We start from the raw sequence: 19177 nt of genomic DNA, 5'->3' as shown, positions 1-19177 counted from the left end.
GTAGTACACTGCGGCGCTGACCAGATCGGCGGGTTGCCGGGGCAAGACTGTCCCCGCGGTCTGGACGTCAAACACACTTGCACGTCCTCCAGACGGTGCGCAGCAGCGGCCTCCCAGCCCGACGCGCGCGCCCTGGGTGCACGCATGGGCCACGACATCCACGACGACGGATTCCACGAGATTCAGCTGAGCGGCAAGCAGCTGGTCTTCCTCTTCATGGCGACGACCGTCGTCTCGATCGTCATTTTCCTCTGCGGTGTGCTGGTCGGCCGCGGGGTCCAGCGCGGACGTGGCGGCGCTGACACGGTGGCGGCCGAAGGGGTTGTTGCCGAGACCGTGACGCCCGGTCCCGAGGAAGAGGCGAGCACCGCGCCGAGTTCCGAGGGCCCCACGCAGGTGTCCGGGCTCAGCTATCCGCAGGACCTCCAGAAGGACGGCAATCCTGCGCCGGTGAAGCCCGGCGCGGCCAGCGAACTGGCGCCGGCACCGGCGCCCGCCGCGGAGGCCACCAGGGAGACGCCGGCTGCTGCGCCGACGCCAGCAGCCCCGCCGCCCGCGCCGCCGTCCAGGTCCGCCGCGGCTGCGGCGCCCGTGGAACCGCCGCCCGCTCCCGCCGAGGACGGTGGGTTCACCGTGCAGGTGACGGCCCTCAAGAACAAGCCCGAAGCCGACGCCATCGCGCAGCGCCTGCAGGCGCGCGGCTACAAGGCGTACGTGGTGGCCCCCTCGGGCGGCCAGACCATCTTCAAGGTGCGCGTCGGACGCGATCTCCAGCGGCAGGATGCCGACAAGATCATGCGGCGCCTGCAGACGGAAGAGAAGTTCAAGCCCTGGATTACGCGCTAGCCCTGCTGTCGGGCGTCCTGCTGGCCCTGAGCCTGCCCACGCCCGCTCTTGCCCCGCTCGGGTGGGTGGCCCTCGCGCCGCTCTGTGTCGCCGTGGCACGGACGGCCCGCCGCTCCGCCCCGCGCGGACCTCGTCCCTTCCTGCTGGGGCTGGTGACGGGCCTGGTGCTGTTTGCCGGGACCGTCTCCTGGACCTCGGACGTCCTGGCGATGTTCGGTGGTCTCAACGCCGCGCTCGCGTGGCTGCTCGCCGGCTTGCTCATCGGGTACCTGGCGATCTATCCCGCGCTGTTCAGTCTCGCGCTGACCGAGGCACTCGTGCGCGGCGGCACGCGTGCCCTGATGCTCGCGCCCGCCATCTGGGTGGGTACCGAGTGGCTGCGCGGCACACTGCTCACGGGATTTCCCTGGGTGCTGCTCGGCTACAGCCAGTCGGACACGCTCGCGCCGCTGCAGGCGGCGAGCGTCGTCGGCATCTACGGCGTCTCGGGCCTGGTCGCCCTGCCGTCGACGGCGATCGCGCTGCTCGTCGTGCCCGACCGCCAGGCGTCCCGCGCGCGGCTCGCGCTGGCTGCGGCATGCCTGGCCGTGGTGGGGATGGTCGTCGCGTGGGGCGCGGCGCGCCTCGGCCGCGCCGAGTTGCTGGCCGGGCCGACGACGCGCGTCGCCCTCGTGCAGGGCAACGTGCCGCAGGGCCAGAAGTGGGATCCGGCGTACCGCGACGCGATCCTCGAGCGCTACACGCTCCTGACGGCGGAGGCCGCCCGGGCCGGCGCCGACCTCGTGGTCTGGCCCGAGTCGTCGACGCCGTTCGTCTTCGGTCGCGACGCTGTCTACACCGAAATCATGCGGGCCCGGCTCGTGGCGGCCGGCGTGCCCGTGGTGTTCGGCAGCGACGAGGTGGTGGGGCCCTCGGAGTTCTACAACGCCGCTTTCGTGATGGATGGCCGCGGCGAGATCCGCGGCAGCTACCGGAAGATGCAGCTGGTGCCGTTCGGCGAGTACATCCCGGTACGCCGCGTGCTGTTCTTCGCCGACTCGCTGGTCGAGGGCTTCTCGGACTTCAGCGCGGGGCAGCGGCTCACGTTGTTGCCGGTGGGCGACCACAAGCTGTCGGTGGCGGTCTGCTACGAGGCGGTGTTCCCGGCCCTCGCCCGTGAGGCGGTGCGGCAGGGGAGCCAGTTGCTGGCCACGATCACCAACGACGCGTGGTACGGCACGTCGGCGGCGCCCTACCAGCATTTCCAGCAGGCCCGGGTGCGCGCCGTCGAGAACGGCCGCTACCTCGTGCGCGCCGCCAACACCGGCATCAGCGGGGTCGTGGATCCGTACGGACGCGTCGTCGTGCAGTCGCCGCTCTTCGAGACGGGGACCTGGACGGCCGACGTCCGCTGGCTCGACGGCCGCACGGTCTATACCCGCGTCGGCGACACGGTGGCGTGGGCATGTATGCTCGTGACCGTGGCGTTGCTCGCCCTGCCGTGGGCGGAGCGCCTTCGACGTCGACGCCGAGCCTGAGGCGTGCGGCATTCAAGACTCGCCGATGAGCGCCCTCGGCGCGCGGCGAGTTCCCGGCATTCGGCATCGCGGCATTGACAGCGGAGGTGGCGAGGCGCACAGCGCCGAGCCCTTCGGAGGAATCCCTGTGGCGTTCGTGAAGGAAGAGGCGTACAAGCGGCTGGACGACCTGCTGAGACGGGCCGTCGAACTCGGGAGGTATCTTTGACGCCGCTCGCCCCGAGCAGGAACTCGCGCGCCTCGAGGCGCAAGCCAGCCATCCCGATTTCTGGAACAACCAGGCCGAGGCGCAGAAGGTGCTCCAGCGCCGTCGCCGGCTCGACGAAGACGTCACGCTGCTGAAGTCGCTCCGCCAGCGGAGCGAGGATCTCGCCGTGCTGCGCGAGTGGCTCGACGGCGGCGAGGACGTCTCGGGCGACCTCGTGCGCGGGCTCGACGAGTTGCAGGTCGAAGTCGAAGCCGGCGAGGTCAAGAAGATGCTCGGCGGCGAGCACGACCTGAAGAACGCCATCATCACCGTCCACCCGGGCGCCGGCGGCACCGAATCGCAGGACTGGGCCGAGATGATCCTGCGGATGTACCTGCGCTGGGCGGAGCGTCGCGGCTTCAAGAAGGAACTGATCGAGGCGCAACCCGGCGACGAAGCCGGCATCAAGAGCGCGACGGTCACCATCACCGGCGAGTACGCCTACGGCCTGTTGGCGGCCGAGGCCGGCGTCCATCGCCTCGTCCGCATCTCGCCGTTCGACCAGGCGGCGCGGCGACACACGTCGTTCGCCTCGCTCTACGTCTGGCCCGAACTGCCCGACGACGTGGACATCACGATCGACGAGAAGGACCTGCGCATCGACACGTATCGTTCGAGCGGCGCGGGCGGCCAGCACGTCAACGTCACCGATTCGGCCGTGCGCATCACGCACCTGCCGACCGGCGTCGTCGTCTCGTGTCAGAACGAGCGGTCGCAGCACAAGAACAAGGACGTGGCCATGAAGGTGCTCCGGTCACGCTTGTACGACATGAAGCTGAAGGAGCAGCAGGCCGAGCTCGATCGCCTTGGCGGCGAGAAGCAGGCGATTGCCTTCGGCAGCCAGATCCGCAGCTACGTCCTGCACCCGTACCAGATGGTCAAGGACCATCGCACCAAGTACCAGGAAGGCGACGTCACGCGCGTCCTCGACGGCGACATCGACAGCTTCATCAAGACCTACCTGATGGCCAAGGCCAGCGGCACGCTGGGCACGGCCTCACCCGACGAGGAGTAATGCCGGGATCGGCGGGGACCGAGCCGGGGGAGATTCGCGTCAGCGAATCTCCGCGCCCGGTTCCGTGCCCGCGATGAACGCTTCCTTGTCGCCCGTCTCGCTCGTCGCAAAGACGATGTTGCCAGGGGCGGGGAACTCGGGCACCGCCTTGAGCACCTTGCGCTGGCGCTCGACCCAGTGCTGCATCACGTCGATCCAGATGGGCAGTGCGGCCACCGCACCGCTCTGGCCCTGGCCGATCGGGCGCTTGGTGTCGAAGCCCACCCACACGCCGATCGTGATGTCGGGATCGAAGCCGATGAACCACGCGTCGGTGAAGTCGTCGGTGGTGCCGGTCTTGCCGCCGAGCGGCCATTGCAGCGCGGCGGCCCGCGCCGCCGTCCCGTGCTGCACGACGCCTTGCAGCAGGCTGGTCATCACGTAGGCGGTGTCGGCGCGGATGGCCTCGGTGGGCACCGGACGGTTCTCCTCGAGCGCGTTGCCTTCCCGGTCGGTGACCCGCAGGATCTGGTACGGCGTCATCCGCACCCCCTGGTTGGGGAACAACGAGAACGCATTCGTGATCTCGAGCAGCGTCGCCTCGCCGGCGCCGAGGGCGCTCGAGAGGTACGGCGGAATCGGCGAGGTGATCCCCAGCTTCTGCGCGTACTGGATCACCTGCTTGGGTCCCAGCGCGTTCATCAGGCGAACGGTGGGGACGTTGCGCGATTGCTCGAGGGCGCGGCGCAGCGAGACCGGCCCCTGGAACGTGCGGTCGTAGTTCATCGGCGCGTAGGCCGGTGACCCGGCACCGCCCGGGAACGACACGGGCGCGTCGAGCAGCGTGCTCGCCGGCGTGTAGCCGCGATCGATGGCAGCCGTGTAGACCACCAGCTTGAAGGTCGAGCCCAGTTGCCGCGACGCCTGAATCGCGCGGTTGAACTTGCTGCGGTCGAAGTCGAAGCCGCCGACCATCGCGAGGGTGCGGCCCGTGCGGTTGTCGAGCGCGACGACGGCGCCCTGCAGTTCAGGCTCCTGGTCGAGGCGCCCGACGGCGGTGTGGCCGCCGTCTTCGACCTGCTCGAGGAGCACCTGCACGAGGTCGCCACGCGACACGAGCGCCGACGCGCTGGCCTTGCCCGTCCAGTCGAAGCCGGCCTTCGGGATCCGCACGTCGAGGCGACCCGCGCGTGCCTGAATCTCGGTGGCGGTGGTGCCGGTGACGACGGCGGGCACGACGTCGCCGACGACCATGGGGCCCTGCCACCGCGGGTGGCGGTAGGCGTCGAGGTCGGCGCCTGCCGCGAGCAGGTTGACCGGCTCCCGGAAGCCGCGGCGCTGGTCGAGGCGCCGCAGGCCGTGCTGCAGCGCGCGCGTGGCGGCCAGCTGCAGCGGCAGGTCGAGGCTCGTCTGCACCGACAGCCCGTTCTCGTACAGCTGCTTGGCGCCGAACCGCGCCTCGAGCTGCTGCCGCACCTCCTCGACGAAGTAGGGCGCCGGAGAATACTGCTGCGTGGGCAGGCCAGCCGTCTTGATGGGACTGGCGATGGCCTTGCGCGCGGCGTCCTGCGTGATGAAGCCTTCCTCGGCCATCCGCTGCAGGGCGTAGTTGCGTCGGCGCGCCGCCGCCTCGGGGTTGATGTACGGGCTCTGCCGCACGTTGCCCTGGATGATTCCGGCGATGAGGGCGGCCTCCTCGAGCGCCAGCGACCTGGCCGACTTGCCGAAGTACAGGCGCGACGCGGCTTCGACGCCATAGGCGCCGTGCCCGAAGTAGATCGTGTTGCAGTACATCGTCAGGATTTCCCGCTTCGTGTACCGCTTCTCGATCTGGATCGCGAGGATCGCTTCCTTGATCTTGCGTTCCCAGGTCTTCTCGAAGTTGAGGAACAGGTTGCGCGCGAGCTGCTGCGTGATCGTGCTCGCCCCGCCGGCCTTGCGCCGCTCGAGGACGTCCTTGGCGAGCGCCGCGAGGATGCGCGGCACCGAGAGCCCGACGTGCTTGTCGAAGTCCTTGTCCTCGGCCGCGACGATTGCCTGCCGCAGCAGCGGGGAGATCTCGTCGTAGGTGACCACCGTGCGGCGCTGCGTGGCGAACTCGCCGATCACCTCGCCGTTGGTGGCGTAGATGCGGGTGATGGTGCTCGGCGCGTAGTCGTCGAGCGCCGAGATCTGCGGCAGGTCACCGGCGAAGGCAAACAGCACGCCGCTCACCGCCCCGAGGACGATGGTCAGCAGGAAGAGGAGGAAGACCGTCGCCTGGCGGGCGACGCGGACAACGTAGGTGGCCACTCAGATCATGGTAATGCCGGGAATGCTCGGGGCTCGGGCTCAGGGCTCAGGGCTCAAGGCTCAAGGCTCAAGGCTCACGGCTCAGGGCTCAGGGCTCAGGGCTCAAGGCTCACGGCAGGCCCAAGGCCCAAGGCCCAAGGCCCAAGGCCCAAGGCCCAAGGCCCAAGGCCCCCCTCAGGGGCGCGGCACCGCGCGCCGACCGTTGGTGGCGCCGGACGCGCGTGGCGGAGGCGCGGAATCGGCCGGCGGCGCGGCCGGAGGCGGTGCTGCCGCCGGGGCGTCGGCCGACGGTGTCGCCGGCGGTGGGGCTGGCGGCGTGCGCTGCCGGGGCGAGGACGGCGTCTCGGCGGCCGGCGGGGCGGCAGGCGGTGTTTCGGTGCGCGGGCGGCCGCGCGGGGCGACCGCGCGCTGCGCACGTTCGTACGGATCCTCGGGCGGCGGGGTGGGGCCGCCATAGCCGGGCGAGGCCGGACCGACGCGCGTGGGGCCAATCCCGCCGCGCAGTTCACGCGTGGTGTCGTCGCCGGTCCGCGGGCGGACGCCGCCGTAGTACCCGCCAGGGCCGTAGACTGCCGTGCCGCCGGGGTAGCCGTATGGGCTCGGACCGTTCATGTACCCACCGGGGCCGACCCCGCCGTACACGCCGCCGCGTGGCCCGGCGGCCCGCACCGGCGGGCCGACGCGCTGGGTGACGAAGGCCGAGATGTTCTCGATCATGCGGGGATCGACGGCGTACGCGCCGAGGCGGTCACGCTGGCCGAACCGCTCCGCCGGAATCACCGTCCAGGCGCGCGCCGGGTCGAGCGTGCCGCCGGGGTACACGCCGGCTCGCGGCGCGAAGTCGCCCCACGGTCGAACGGGGCGGTCCTGCGCGCCCAACGGCGTCCAGCCGACGTAGCCGGGCCCGACACTCCAGCTGACCCAGGCCGGTGCCCACTGGCGACCAGGCACCCAGAACCAACGGCCGCGCGGATCGGCGTCCCAGCGGCCGAAGTGGTGCGTCGGCCAGCCCCAGGGGTCGCGCGCCACCCAGAGCCAGGCGTCCTGCGGGCCGTAGGCCTGCCAGTAGCCATCGGCGTACGGACGCCACGCGACGCCGACGTTCGGGTACCACACGGCGCCCGCCCGCGGATCGGTCGCCCACGAGCCGTACTGGTTGAACACGTCGCTGTAGGCTTCGAATCGCGGGTCGGCGAACGTGTCGAGCGGCGCGCCCGTCGGGGGCGCCGCTGCCGGCTGCATGGCCCACTGCACGAAGCTGTCGTACCCGGCCGCGTTGTAGCGGACCGGCGCGCCCGGCGCGAGGCCATCCCTCAGGGTGAGTTGCTGGCCCGGTTCCACGACCTGGTCGCCCATGCCGGTCTGGACCTCGACGCGGCCCCGCACCACGCCCACCCTCGTCTGCGTGTCCTCGAGCTCGATGCGGTACTCACCGCCGGCCGTCAGGACCAGCGAGGCGGCCGGCGTATCCACCCGCAGGCCCGCCGCGGCGCTCGCGGGGCGAGTGACCAGCGCGCGGCCGGCCGTGAGGGCCAGCAGGTCGGGCGCCAGCGCCTCGAGGCGCGCACCCCGGTCGACGGCGATGCGGCTGCCGTCGCCCCACAGCACCTGCGCGTACGCGGGTCCGCTCTCGAGCCGATCCCCGAACAGCACGGGCTCCCCGGCCACCGCGGTGGCGGGCTGCCCGTCGCGCAGCACCTGCACCCCCGCGCCCTCGATCCGGATGAGGTGGGGCGGTGGGTCGCTGATGGCTGCGATCGATTCCGGGGGCGCGGCCGGATCGGCGGGGGACTGTGCCAGGCCCACCAGCGGGCACGCGAGCAGCAGGGCGAGCGCGGTGGCGGGGACGAAGGGCGTGGGCGTCATGGATGTCTTTCTGGCCGCGACGGTCCTGGGGGGACGGGCGGCTTCCGAGTCTTTGGACCCTCTCCCATGAGCAACGGCCGGGACGCCGCCCGCGAACACCCGCGGTGGCAAGTGGCCATCGGAAATCCGAACGTGGTCGGCGGCAGGCTCATGGCCTTGCCGCTCGCGGCTCCCGAGGGCGGCGGCGACCCCGCGCCCCTGAAAGGGGCAATCGTCCGATTGCGAATTGCCATGGCAGTCATATGTTGACAGCTCCTCGCGCAGGTTTTATGATGCCGTTGTTATGAAGGGCTGCCAAGGGAGAGAACCCGAGGTCCAGCCCATTGCTTACGCAGAGGGGCTGACGTCATGAGCAAAGTCATTGGAATCGACCTCGGGACGACCAACTCGGTCGTCGCAGTCATGGAAGGTGGGGAACCCACCGTCATCACCAATCCTGAAGGCAGCCGGCTGACGCCGTCCGTCGTCGCCTTCACCAAGTCCGGCGAACGCCTGGTGGGCCAGGTGGCCAAGCGCCAGGCCGCGACCAACGCCGAGAACACCGTCTACTCGATCAAGCGCTTCATGGGGCGTCGCTTCGACGAGGTCAGCGACGAGATGAAGCTCGTCCCGTATCACGTCGTGAAGGAAGGCAACGACGTGCGCGTCGACGCCGGCGGTCAGAAGTGGGCGCCGCCGCAGGTCTCGGCGATGGTGCTGCAGAAGTTGAAGCAGGCCGCCGAGGAGTACCTCGGGCAGTCGGTCAGCCAGGCCGTCATCACCGTGCCGGCCTACTTCAACGACGCCCAGCGCCAGGCGACCATCGAGGCTGGCCGCATCGCCGGGCTCGAGGTCAAGCGCATCGTCAACGAGCCGACGGCGGCCGCGCTCGCCTACGGGCTCGACAAGAAGGGCGATCAGACGATCGCCGTGTTCGACTTCGGCGGCGGCACCTTCGACATCTCCATCCTCGAAGTGGGTGAGGGGGTGGTGGAGGTCAAGTCGACCAACGGCGACACGCACCTCGGCGGCGACAACCTCGATCAGCGCGTGATCGAGTGGATCATCGCGGAGTTCAAGAAGCAGGAAGGCATCGACCTCTCGAAGGACCGCATGGCCCTCCAGCGCCTCCGCGAGGCGGCCGAGAAGGCCAAGATCGAGCTCTCGAGCACGATGCAGACCGACATCAGCCTGCCGTTCATCACCGCCGATGCGTCGGGCGCCAAGCATCTCTCGCTGCAGCTCACGCGCGCCAAGTTCGAGTCGCTCGTGGAGGACCTCCTCCAGCGCGCGCTCGGGCCGACGCGCCAGGCCCTGAAGGACGCCGGCCTGCAGCCCTCCGACGTCCACGAGGTGGTGCTCGTCGGCGGCTCGACGCGCGTGCCGCGCGTGCAGCAGCTGGTGAAGGAGCTGTTCGGCCGGGAGCCGAACAAGAGCGTCAACCCCGACGAGGTCGTGGCGATCGGCGCCGCGGTCCAGGCCGGCGTGCTCACTGGCGAGGTCAAGGATCTGCTGCTGCTCGACGTCACGCCCCTCTCGCTGGGCATCGAGACGCTCGGCGGCATCATGACCCGGCTGATCGACCGCAACACGACCATCCCGACGCGCAAGAGCGAGGTCTTCTCGACGGCCTCCGACAACCAGCCGAGCGTGGAAGTGCACGTGCTGCAGGGCGAGCGCCAGATGGCGCGCGACAACAAGAGCCTCGGCAAGTTCCACCTCGATGGCATCCCGCCGGCCCCGCGTGGCGTGCCGCAGGTCGAGGTGACCTTCGACATCGACGCCAACGGCGTGGTGAACGTGTCGGCCAAGGATCGCGCGACCGGCAAGGAGCAGAAGATCACCATCACCGGCTCCAGCGGCCTCAGCAAGGACGAGGTCGACAAGATGATGAAGGACGCCGAGCTCCATGCCGAGGAGGACCGCAAGCGGCGTGAGCAGATCGAGACGCGCAACAAGGCCGAGCAGGCCGCCTACCAGGCCGAGCGCATGCTCGCCGACGCAGGCGACAAGCTGACCGAGGCCGACAAGCAGCCGGTCACCGAGGCCATCGCCGGGGTGCGCAAGGCCCTCGAGGGCGAGGACGTCGCGGCCATCACTGGCGCGGTCGACAAGCTGATGCAGGTGCAGGGCAAGGCCGCCGAGGCGCTCTATCGCGAGGCGCAGGCGGGCACGCCGGGCGGCGGTCCCTCGGGTCAGGCGGGTGCAAACGCGCCCGTCGACGGCGAGGTGATCGACGCCGAGGTGGTCGACGAGAAGTAAGCCGTGACCCCGTACGAACTGCTGGGACTCGGGGCGGACGCCACGGAGGCGCAGGTGCGGCGGGCCTACCGCCGCCTTGCGCGCCGCTGGCATCCCGACCTCAATCCCGGCAACGCCGACGCCGCCCGGCGCTACGCCGCCATCACCGAGGCCTTCGAACTGCTCGTCGATCCGGCGCGGCGTCGTGCGTACGACGCCAGTGGCGCGGCGGCCCCCTCGGTGGCCGCGCCGCCGGCCTTCGCGGGCTTCGACTTCTCCCTCGCGATGCACGGCGCCGACGCGTCGACGTTCGGTGACCTGTTCGTCGACGTGTTCCGTCAGGCCGCGGGCCATCACGATGGCCGGCCGGTCCGCGGCGTCGACCTGCACACCGAGATCACGCTGACCCTCGAGGACGTGCTGCGCGGCGGCAACCGACGCCTCGAGCTGTCGCGTCGCATCGCCTGCCGGCTGTGTCGCGGCCACGGGCGACTCGACGCCCCGGCGGCGCCGTGCCGGGCGTGTGCCGGCAGCGGCCAGCAGCGCCTCGGACGCGGGCACATGGTCTTCGTCCGGCCCTGCGAACCGTGCCAGGGGCGTGGCGTGGTCACCGCCCGCACCTGTCACGGCTGCCACGGGCACGGACAGCACGAGGCGACCACGGCGGTCGACGTCGTCGTGCCGCCAGGGTTGGACGACGGGGACGAACTGGTGCAGGCCGGCGCCGGCCATGCCGGGGTGCGTGGCGGGGCGCCGGGCGACCTGCGCATCCGCGTGCGCGTGGCGCCCGACGCGCGCGTCCGCCGCGTCGGCGACGACCTGCACATGACGCTGCCGGTCGCGGTCCACGAGGCCGTGCTCGGGGCGCGCGTGCCCGTGCCGACGCCGGACGGGCCGGTCACCGTGCGGGTGCCGGCGGGCATCCAGTCGGGCCAGCGACTCCGCCTGCGTGAGCGGGGCGTGCCGTCGCGGCGCACCGGCGCCCGCGGCGACCTGGTGCTCGACGTGGTGCTCGTGCTCCCGCCGGTCATCGACGCGCGGGCGCGCGGCTTGATGCAGGAGTTCGCGCGCCTCCATCCCGAGGACGTGCGGGCAGGCTGGTATGGCGATCAGGGCGACACGCGCGGCGACGACGCGGACGTGGCGCCCGAGCAATCCGCGGTCGCAGGCCGACCGACGCAGGCCGAGTGATGTCGACCCGACGCCCAGGCAAGGCGCTCTACATGATCAGCGCCGTCGCGCAGCGCTACAACATCCACCCGCAGACGCTGCGGCTGTACGAGCGCGAGGGACTGTTGCGCCCCTCCCGCACCGACGGCAACACGCGCCTCTACTCGGACGAGGATCTCGAGCGACTCGAGACCATCCTGACGCTCACGCGCGAGCTCGGCGTCAACCTGGCCGGCGTCGAGATCATCCTCAACCTGCGCGAGCGCATGGCGCAGATGCAGCACGAGGTGAACGAGTTCATGGCGTACGTCAAGCAGGAAATGGTGCGCGGGCTCGGCGACTGGGAGCAGCGACTGTCCACTGCCATGGTCAAGAGTGCCCCCGGCAGCATCGTGCCGCCCGCCGGCACGCCACCTCCACCTGGCGATCCCGAGGCCTGAGCGCACCTTCGCCGCGCGTTCGGCTGCCCCCGCGGGGCCTTCGCGCTATCATGCCGATCCCTTGGTCGTGGCCTGCGCACTCTGCAACGGAACGGGATGGAAGACGATCGTGCGCGACGGCGAGCGCCGCGTCACGCGCTGTGACTGCTGGCTGCAGCAGGCCGCCTCGCGCCGCCGCGTCGACTCGCGGATCCCGCGCCGTTACCAGCACTGCGACTTCGGCGGGTTCCTGACCTACGGCAACGAGTCGCTGGAGCGCGCTTTGGCCTCGGCGCGCGCCCTGGTGCAGCGGTACCCGGTCACCGACCGCGGGCTGTTCCTGCTCGGCCCGCCCGGCGTCGGCAAGACGCACCTCGCGGTGGCCGTCCTGCGCATGCTCGTGCAGGAGAAGGGCGCGCGCGGCGTCTTCTACGACACCCGCGACCTGCTTCGCATCATCCGCAGCACGTACGATCCCCTGGTGCGCGAGTCGGAGCGCGACGTCCTGCGCCCGGTGATGACCGCCGACGTGCTCGTGCTCGACGACCTCGGCGCCGAGAAGGCCTCCGAGTGGGTCGACGAGACGCTCAACCTGATCGTCAACACCCGCTACAGCGAGAAGCGCCTCACGCTCTTCACGTCGAACTACGTCGACGATCCCGATCCGTCGATGCCCGAGTCACTGCTGTACCGGATCGGCTTCCGCATGCGCTCGCGGCTGCACGAGATGTGCGAGTTCCTCGACCTCGACGGCGCCGACTATCGCGAGCTGCCCCCCAACGGCGGACAGGACGACCTGGTGGCGCTGTGGCGCATGCGCCAGAAGCCCGGCGCCCCGCGGCTGCCGGCCAAGGCGAGCGCCCCGATGCGGGCCCGCCTGCGGGAAGGCGAGCGCGCCCCGGGCAGCGCGGCGCCCGAGCTCAAGTGGCCGGGCGGCCGGGCCGGCACACGCCGCTGACCGTGACGACCGCGCCGCTCGGCCTGTACGTCCACGTCCCGTTCTGCAGCGCCATCTGCCACTACTGCAACTTCAACCGCGGCCTCCTCGACGAGGCGCTCAAGGTGGCGTACGTCGACGCGCTGGTCGCCCACGTGACGCGCGAGGCCGAGGACGCGCCCGTCGACACGATCTACTTCGGCGGCGGCACGCCGTCGTTGCTCGAGCCGGCCGAGATCGGCCGCATCCTCGCGGCGTGTCGCGGGGCGTTCCGGGTCGCGGCCGACGCGGAAGTGACCATGGAGGCCAATCCCGAGACGGTCGACGCGGCGCGCCTGGCGGGCTTCCGCGCGGCTGGCGTGAACCGCCTCTCGTTCGGCGTGCAGTCCTTCCGCGACGAAGAGCTCAAGCGCCTCGGGCGGCTTCACGGCGCCGCGCGCGCACGAGCCGCCGTGCTCGAGGCGCGGACGGCCGGCTTCGACAACGTCAGCCTCGACCTGATGATGTGGCTGCCAGGGCAGACCGTCGCGCAGTGGATGACGTCAATAGAAGGACTCATCGAGACGGGCGTCGACCACGCCTCGCTGTACCTGCTGGAGCTCTACCCGAACGCACCGTTGCAGGAGCTCATGGCGAGGGAGCAGTGGTCGCAGACGGCCGACGACGACGCGGCCGACATGTACGAGCAGGCGATGGACCGGCTCGAGGCGGCGGGCCTGGCGCAGTACGAGATTTCGAACGTGGCGCGGCCGGGGCGCGAGTGCCGCCACAACCTGAAGTACTGGCGCGACAGCGGCTGGTTGGCGTTCGGCTGCGGCGCCCACGGGTCGCGTGACGGTCGGCGCTGGAAGCACGTTGCCGATACCGCCGCGTACGTGGCGCGGGTGACCGCCGGCGCCGACCCGATCGCCGAGGCGAGGCATCTGGACGCCGAGGCCCGGTTCGCCGAAGCGCTGTTCATGGGGCTGCGGCTGACCGAAGGTATAGATCCGGATGCGTATCGGGCACGATTCGGGCAGGATGTCTGGACTCGCTACGGAGACGCGCTCGCCCCGGCGCTGGAAGCGGGCCTGCTCGTGCACACACCGGGGCGAATCGGGCTGACCCGTCGTGGCATGCTCCTCGCAAACGAGGTGATGCAGGCATTCGTCTGAAGGGTTTTTTCCCCGGGGCCACTTACGGTACAGTAGCCGCCGGATTCACCACCCCTTGTTCTCGGAGTCGGAGGAAGTCGCTATGCGTTCGTTGATGGAGGCGCGGGCCGTACGTGGTGCGGGTGCGCGGGTGGCCTTCGGGGCTGCCGTTCTGATGTTCGGTCTCGCCGTGAGCACGCCCGCCTCGGCTCAGGCGCCCGCCGCGCAACCGGCCCAGCCTGCTGAGCAGCCGGCTGCCGCGCCGGCGGCCCCGGCCAAGCCGCAGCTCACGTTCGACAACGCCGACGCGGTGGTGTGGTTCTATGCGGTCAAGGGCGACAGCGGCCCCAAATTCGAGGAGTTCTTCACGCGCGTCAAGGACGCGATGGCCAAGAGCACCAACCCCGAGCGCAAGGCTCAGGCCGCCGGCATGCGTCTCATGAAGGCGACCTCGCCGGCCGCCGACGGCACGATCAACTACGTGCTGATCGTCAGCCCGATCTCGAAGGGTCAGGAGTACAGCCCGGGCATGCTGCTGTTCGAGGTGTTCCCGACCGAGGCCAAGACGCTCGTCGATCAGCTCCAGTCCTACATCAACGACAAGGGCCTGAACGCGGCCGTGCCGCTGACCAACGTGATGACGCTCGGCCAGTAGGCCCGCGTTCCGAGAACGTCTTTTCCGGGACCCCGGCGGTGCGCGAGCGCCGGCCGGGGTCTTCGTGCTCAATGCGCACCATCGCTCTCACGCTCTGCCTCTCCCTTGCCATGGCGGCCGCCGCCGTGGCGCAGGCGCCCACGCCTCCGGCGGCCACCAACCAACCGACGGTGCCGGCGGTTCCCGCAGCGCTGCCGATGGCCGGACCGACGGGGATGGTCTTCCATGCCATCAAGGCCGACAAGACGGCCGACTTCGAGGCAGTCATGACGCGCCTGCGCGACCTGTTGGCGGTCAGCGACGACGCCGTCCGGCGCCAGCAGGGCGCCGGTTGGCGGGTGCTCAAGCAGGCGACGCCGCTCGGCGACGGCAGCGTGCTCTATGTCTCGCTGCTCGATCCGGTCGTCGCCAATGCCGAGTACGACGTGCCGCGGTTGCTGGCTGAGGCTGCACCCGCCGAGGCGGCGCAGCTCTACGAGCAGTTCCGGGCGGCCCACGTGCAGCCCACCGTGCAGGCGTCAAATCTCACGGTCGTGCTGGCGCCCCTGCCGGCGGCGTCGGCACCGGCACCCAAGCCATGACGTACGCCGCTTCGCTGCTCGTGGCGGCGCTCGCGACCGCCCCGCTGGCTCAGCCCGTCCCTCAAGTGGCGGCCCCCGCCATGACGCCAGGCGCGCCCCAGGCCGGGCCGGGCGACCTGTGGCTGGTCATCTACAGCGTCATGCCCGACAAGGCGCCGCAGTTCGAGGCGCTCGCCCGACAAGTGCGCGAGGCCCTGGCGCGCAGTCCGCAGGAGGTGCGGCAGGCGCAGGCGCGCGAGTTGCGCATCCACAGGTCGTCGCTCCCCGCGCAGGACGGGAAGCTGATGTACTTCCTGCAGATCTCGGCGCTCACCGGCGACCAGGACCGTTCCGGCTTCGATGCGCTCATCGAGGCCGTGCTGCCCGAGCAGGCCACCGCCCTGAAGAAGCAACTGGCCGCCACCCTCGACCCCGCCAACCCGTCAGGCAACACCTACCTGATCAACGTCCGGTAGCGGCAGTCGGCAGTTCGCGTCGCAACCGGGTGCGCGGTCTCAGAACGCGAGCGTGAGGCCGGCATAGACCCGCTGGGCGTCGGCGGCGCGCGCGTCGCGGAACCGGAAGTACCGGTAGTCGAGTCGCAGCTTCAGGGGGCCGGCCAGCGCGATCTTCGCTCCGCCCCCGAGGGCGGCGTGCACGTCGGTTCGTTGAGACAGCCGCTCGAGGTGCTCGCGGTAGGCGCCTGCCCCCGCAATGCCGTAGAACTGCACGCCACTCACGGGCACGGGGTTCTGCACGTAGACACTGGCGGTGCCGACGGCAATCGACGGCGCAAGGTCGTCGGAAGACTGCGCGACGCGCGCGACCTCCACTTCCCAGCCGACCATCAGCAGGCCGAAGCCCAGCGAGATTCCGGTTGTGGGGCGGACCACCGGGGCGTTCTGGAGTCCGGCGAAGACCGTGAGGTCGGCCAGCGCTGGCGTCGCGGAGGCGAGCCAGCACATCCCGGCGACCAGGCTGCAGCGGAGCAGTAACGGCATGGGGGATTATGGAATGCCGGCGCTCGCTCGAACGGCAAACGCCGAACGCCGAACGCCCGCGCGCCCGGTGCGCTACCATCGGGCAGAGACGCCATCCATGTTCCGACCCACGGCCGGCCGCTCGACGGCGTCGGCCGGACCCGTGCCGCGATGGACCTGCAACTGACCGACGACCAGCGCCTGCTGAGGGACAGCGTCCGCGAGTTCGCCGAGCGGGAGTTGCGTCCGCACGTGCGTGCATGGGACGAGGCGCAGCACTTTCCGACGGACCTGTTGCCGAAACTGGCCGACCTCGGGCTGATGGGCATCCAGTTTCCCGAGGCGGTCGGCGGCTCGGGCATGTCTGCCGTCGACTATTGCATCTGCATCGAGGAGTTGGCGCGCGTCGACCCTGCCATCGCGCTGAGCGTCGCCGCCCACAACGGCCTCGCGGCCGCGCACCTGCACATGTTCGGCACGCCTGCCCAGCAGGCGCGGTGGCTGGGACCGCTGGCCCGCGGCGAGGTACTCGGTGCCTGGGGCCTCACCGAGCCGGGCGCGGGCAGCGACGCGGCGTCGATGCGCACCGCGGCGCGGCGCGACGGCGACCAGTGGGTCATCGACGGCGCGAAGACGTTCATCACCCACGGCAACATCGCCGGCGTGTACGTGGTGATGGCCGTGACCGACCGTGCCCGTGGCACGCGCGGCATCTCCGCCTTCGTCATGCCCGCCGGCACCAGGGGCCTGCGGGCCGGGCGCAAGGAAGACAAGCTGGGGATGCGGGCCAGCGAGACCAGCGAGGTGATCCTCGAGGACTGCCGCGTGCCGGCCGAGGCGCTGCTCGGTGAGGAGGGGCAGGGCTTCGTCAACACGCTGCAGGTGCTCGACGCCGGCCGCATCGGCATCGCCGCCCTCTCGGTCGGGTTGGCCCAGGGCGCGTGGGAAGCGGCGCGCGCGCATGCCCTTCGGCGCGAGCAGTTCGGCCGGCCCATCGCCACCTTCCAGGGCATCCGCTGGAAGCTGGCCGACCTGGCGACGACCATCGAGGCCGCGCGGCTGCTCACCTACCGTGCCGCGGCGCTGAAGGACGAGGGCGTGCGGACGACGCGCGAGTCGTCGATGGCCAAGCTGTATGCGAGCGAGGTCGCGGTGCGCGCCGCGGAGGAGTGCGTGCAGATCCACGGTGGCTACGGCTTCGTGAAGGACTACCCGGCGGAGAAGTACTTCCGCGACGTGAAGCTGCTGACGATCGGCGAGGGCACCAGCGAGGTACAGCGCCTGGTGATCGCCCGGCACCTGCTGGCGTGACGCGCGACGACCTCATCGCGCGGGTTCGGGCGGGCGACCCACGCGCCATCGCCCGGGCGATCTCCCTGGTCGAGAACGAGACGTCCGACGCCGCGCCGCTCATCGCGGCGCTGCATCCGCACGCGGGACGCAGCTGGCTGGTCGGCCTCACCGGCCCCCCCGGCGCGGGCAAGAGCACGCTCGTCGACCGCCTCGCCTCGAGGTGGCGCGCGCAGGGCCATCGGGTGGGCATCATCGCCGTGGACCCGACGAGCCCGTTCACGGGTGGGGCGCTGCTCGGCGACCGCGTCCGCATGCAGCAGCACGCCGGGGATCGCGGCCTCTTCATCCGCAGCATGGCGACGCGTGGCCACCTCGGCGGGCTGGCGCGTGCCACCGGTGACGCGGCGATCGTGCTCGATGCCGCGGGGTTCGAGCGCATCCTCATCGAGACCGTCGGTGTGGGGCAGGACGAGGTCGACGTGGTGCGCGCCGCCGACGTCTCGGTGGTCGTGCTGGTGCCGGGCACGGGCGACGAGGTCCAGGCGCTGAAGGCCGGCCTGATGGAAATCGCCGACGTGTACGTGATCAACAAGGCCGACCGTGACGGCGCCGACCGCGCGGCGGCGGACGTCGAGGCGATGCTCGCGCTGCACCCGCTCGCGTCGGGCGCCTGGCGCCCGCCGGTGCTGCGCACCACGGCGACCTCCGGCGAAGGCGTCGAGGCGCTCGCCACGGCCATCGAGGCCTTCCGCGCGCAGGCGGGGGCGCTGGCCGAGGCCCGGCGCCGCGAACGCGCCGCGCTGCGCGTCCGCGACCTGCTGATCCGCGGGTTCCTGGCGCGCCTGGACGAGGCCGTGCTGCACCCCGGCGAGTTCGATGCCCTCGTGGAGCGCGTGGCGCGCCGCGACCTCGACCCACACGCGGCCGCAGCCCTCGTGCTCGCGCGTGCCCTGGCGGGCCGCTGACCGCCGGCCACCGGCCGGGCCCGGAGTGGACAAGCGCCGGGCCACGCCCCCATCATGTCGTGTTCGCGCCGGCCGGCCTTCCGCCGCTGGCGGGCGCCACGGGCGCCGGGGATCCCGGGCCGCGGCGCGCTGCACCTGTCACGTCATGTCCATCCAGATCGGCATCATCGGCGGCAGCGGCCTGTACGACATGGCCGAACTCACCGACCGCCACGAACTCACGATCGACACGCCCTTCGGGGCGCCGTCGGGACCTTACGTCACCGGAACACTCCGGGGCATGCGCGTCGCGTTCCTGCCGCGCCACGGCGTGGGGCACCGCATCACGCCGTCGGAGCTGAACTTCCGCGCGAACATCTACGGGTTCAAGACGCTGGGCGTGGAGCGCCTGCTGTCGGCCAGCGCCGTCGGGTCGCTGCGCGAGGACATCGCCCCGCTCGACCTCGTCATCCCCGACCAGTTCATCGATCGCACGCGCGGCCGCGTCAGCACGTTCTTCGGCGACGGCATCGTCGGGCACATCGCCTTCGGTGATCCCGTTTGCGGGTCCCTGGCGCAGGTCGCCCACGACGCGTCGGTGGCCGCGGGGGCGAAGGTGCACAAGGGCGGGACCTACGTGTGCATGGAGGGGCCGGCGTTCTCGACGCGCGCCGAGTCGAACCTGTACCGGTCGTGGGGCGCGCACGTCATCGGCATGACCAACCTGCAGGAGGCCAAGCTGGCCCGCGAGGCCGAGATCTGCTACGCGACCATCGCGCTGGTCACCGACTACGACTGCTGGCACCCCGACCACGACCACGTGACGGTGGAGATGATCATCGACACGCTCCACCAGAATGCGCGGATGGCGCAGCAGGTGATCGCCGGCGCCGTCGAGGCCCTTGCCACCACGCCGCGCACCTGCCACTGCGGCCAGGCGCTGGCCACGGCCATCATCACGCGCCCCGAACTGGTGCCCGAGGACACGCGCCAGCGACTCGCGCCGATCATGGGGAAGTACTTCTAGCGGGCGAGCGAACGCGGGCGCGCCTGCGGCTGCGCCCGCACGGGCTCGCCCCTGCAATTGCCGATCTTCGAACTTCA

General features: G+C 71.1%; 17 protein-coding genes. 14 read left to right on the top strand and 3 right to left on the bottom strand.

What is annotated here, in order from left to right; all coding sequences use genetic code 11:
* Positions 1 to 144: 144 nt before the first annotated feature.
* The 3 genes from TBR22_RS16885 (at position 145) to prfB (ending at position 3625) form a co-directional block, all read left to right on the top strand.
* Positions 145 to 846: an SPOR domain-containing protein gene (locus tag TBR22_RS16885; RefSeq protein WP_239489016.1), complete on the top strand. Its 702-nt coding sequence runs from the start codon at positions 145 to 147 to the stop codon at positions 844 to 846.
* A 65-nt stretch (positions 847 to 911) separates the two neighbouring features.
* Positions 912 to 2363 carry an apolipoprotein N-acyltransferase gene (lnt, locus tag TBR22_RS16880; protein WP_239489015.1) on the top strand — a complete coding sequence of 484 codons (1452 nt, stop codon included), beginning with the start codon at positions 912 to 914 and terminating at the stop codon, positions 2361 to 2363.
* A 136-nt stretch (positions 2364 to 2499) separates the two neighbouring features.
* A protein-coding gene (prfB, locus tag TBR22_RS16875) for a peptide chain release factor 2 (RefSeq protein ID WP_239493500.1) occupies positions 2500 to 3625 on the top strand; the annotation gives its coding sequence in 2 pieces (ribosomal slippage) (positions 2500 to 2568 and positions 2570 to 3625; 1125 coding nt in all).
* A 39-nt stretch (positions 3626 to 3664) separates the two neighbouring features.
* Here the strand turns inward: prfB and TBR22_RS16870 are convergent.
* Positions 3665 to 5896, bottom strand: coding sequence for a penicillin-binding protein 1A (locus tag TBR22_RS16870; protein ID WP_239489014.1), 2232 nt, complete (start codon positions 5894 to 5896; stop codon positions 3665 to 3667).
* A 174-nt stretch (positions 5897 to 6070) separates the two neighbouring features.
* Positions 6071 to 7762, bottom strand: a complete 1692-nt coding sequence (locus tag TBR22_RS16865; RefSeq protein WP_239489013.1) for a DUF6600 domain-containing protein — start codon at positions 7760 to 7762, stop codon at positions 6071 to 6073.
* A gap of 348 nt (positions 7763 to 8110) precedes the next feature.
* On the opposite strand from TBR22_RS16865, the gene dnaK reads away from it, so the two are divergent.
* The 8 genes from dnaK to TBR22_RS16825 all read left to right on the top strand — a co-directional run bounded on the left by dnaK (position 8111) and on the right by TBR22_RS16825 (position 15332).
* Positions 8111 to 10003 carry a molecular chaperone DnaK gene (dnaK, locus tag TBR22_RS16860; protein ID WP_255665043.1) on the top strand — a complete coding sequence of 631 codons (1893 nt, stop codon included), beginning with the start codon at positions 8111 to 8113 and terminating at the stop codon, positions 10001 to 10003.
* Positions 10004 to 10006: 3 nt separating this feature from the next.
* Positions 10007 to 11173, top strand: a complete 1167-nt coding sequence (locus TBR22_RS16855; RefSeq protein ID WP_239489012.1) for a DnaJ C-terminal domain-containing protein — start codon at positions 10007 to 10009, stop codon at positions 11171 to 11173.
* Entirely contained in the window at positions 11173 to 11592 is a 420-nt protein-coding gene (locus tag TBR22_RS16850; RefSeq protein ID WP_239489011.1) for a heat shock protein transcriptional repressor HspR, read from the top strand. The genes TBR22_RS16855 and TBR22_RS16850 overlap by 1 nt, the downstream gene beginning before the upstream one ends.
* 67 nt (positions 11593 to 11659) lie before the next feature.
* Entirely contained in the window at positions 11660 to 12529 is an 870-nt protein-coding gene (locus TBR22_RS16845; RefSeq protein WP_239493498.1) for an ATP-binding protein, read from the top strand.
* A 2-nt stretch (positions 12530 to 12531) separates the two neighbouring features.
* Positions 12532 to 13662, top strand: coding sequence for a radical SAM family heme chaperone HemW (gene hemW / locus TBR22_RS16840; protein ID WP_239489010.1), 1131 nt, complete (start codon positions 12532 to 12534; stop codon positions 13660 to 13662).
* Between the two features lie 82 nt (positions 13663 to 13744).
* The gene (locus tag TBR22_RS16835) at positions 13745 to 14296 is read left to right on the top strand and encodes a hypothetical protein (RefSeq protein ID WP_239489009.1); all 552 of its coding nucleotides are present in this window, start codon (positions 13745 to 13747) and stop codon (positions 14294 to 14296) included.
* Positions 14297 to 14367: 71 nt separating this feature from the next.
* Positions 14368 to 14877, top strand: a complete 510-nt coding sequence (locus tag TBR22_RS16830; protein ID WP_239489008.1) for a hypothetical protein — start codon at positions 14368 to 14370, stop codon at positions 14875 to 14877.
* A complete protein-coding gene (locus tag TBR22_RS16825) occupies positions 14874 to 15332 on the top strand; it encodes a hypothetical protein (RefSeq protein WP_239489007.1) in 459 nt (152 codons plus the stop codon). The genes TBR22_RS16830 and TBR22_RS16825 overlap by 4 nt, the downstream gene beginning before the upstream one ends.
* Positions 15333 to 15371: 39 nt before the next feature.
* Here TBR22_RS16825 and TBR22_RS16820 read toward each other — a convergent pair whose 3' ends face one another.
* Positions 15372 to 15857 (bottom strand): hypothetical protein, encoded by a 486-nt coding sequence (locus TBR22_RS16820; protein ID WP_239489006.1) that lies wholly within the window; start codon positions 15855 to 15857, stop codon positions 15372 to 15374.
* A 150-nt stretch (positions 15858 to 16007) separates the two neighbouring features.
* On the opposite strand from TBR22_RS16820, the gene TBR22_RS16815 reads away from it, so the two are divergent.
* The 3 genes from TBR22_RS16815 (at position 16008) to TBR22_RS16805 (ending at position 19100) form a co-directional block, all read left to right on the top strand.
* Positions 16008 to 17147 (top strand): acyl-CoA dehydrogenase family protein, encoded by a 1140-nt coding sequence (locus TBR22_RS16815; RefSeq protein ID WP_239489005.1) that lies wholly within the window; start codon positions 16008 to 16010, stop codon positions 17145 to 17147.
* On the top strand, positions 17144 to 18094 hold the full coding sequence (meaB, locus tag TBR22_RS16810; protein ID WP_239489004.1) for a methylmalonyl Co-A mutase-associated GTPase MeaB: 951 nt from the start codon (positions 17144 to 17146) through the stop codon (positions 18092 to 18094). Before TBR22_RS16815 ends, meaB begins: the two co-directional genes overlap by 4 nt.
* Before the next feature lie 145 nt (positions 18095 to 18239).
* Entirely contained in the window at positions 18240 to 19100 is an 861-nt protein-coding gene (locus tag TBR22_RS16805) for an S-methyl-5'-thioadenosine phosphorylase (RefSeq protein ID WP_239489003.1), read from the top strand.
* Positions 19101 to 19177: the final 77 nt, after the last annotated feature.

It is taken from the genome of Luteitalea sp. TBR-22, assembly GCF_016865485.1.
Lineage (GTDB): Bacteria > Acidobacteriota > Vicinamibacteria > Vicinamibacterales > Vicinamibacteraceae > Luteitalea.
This window is presented reverse-complemented; position numbering and strand designations above follow the sequence as displayed.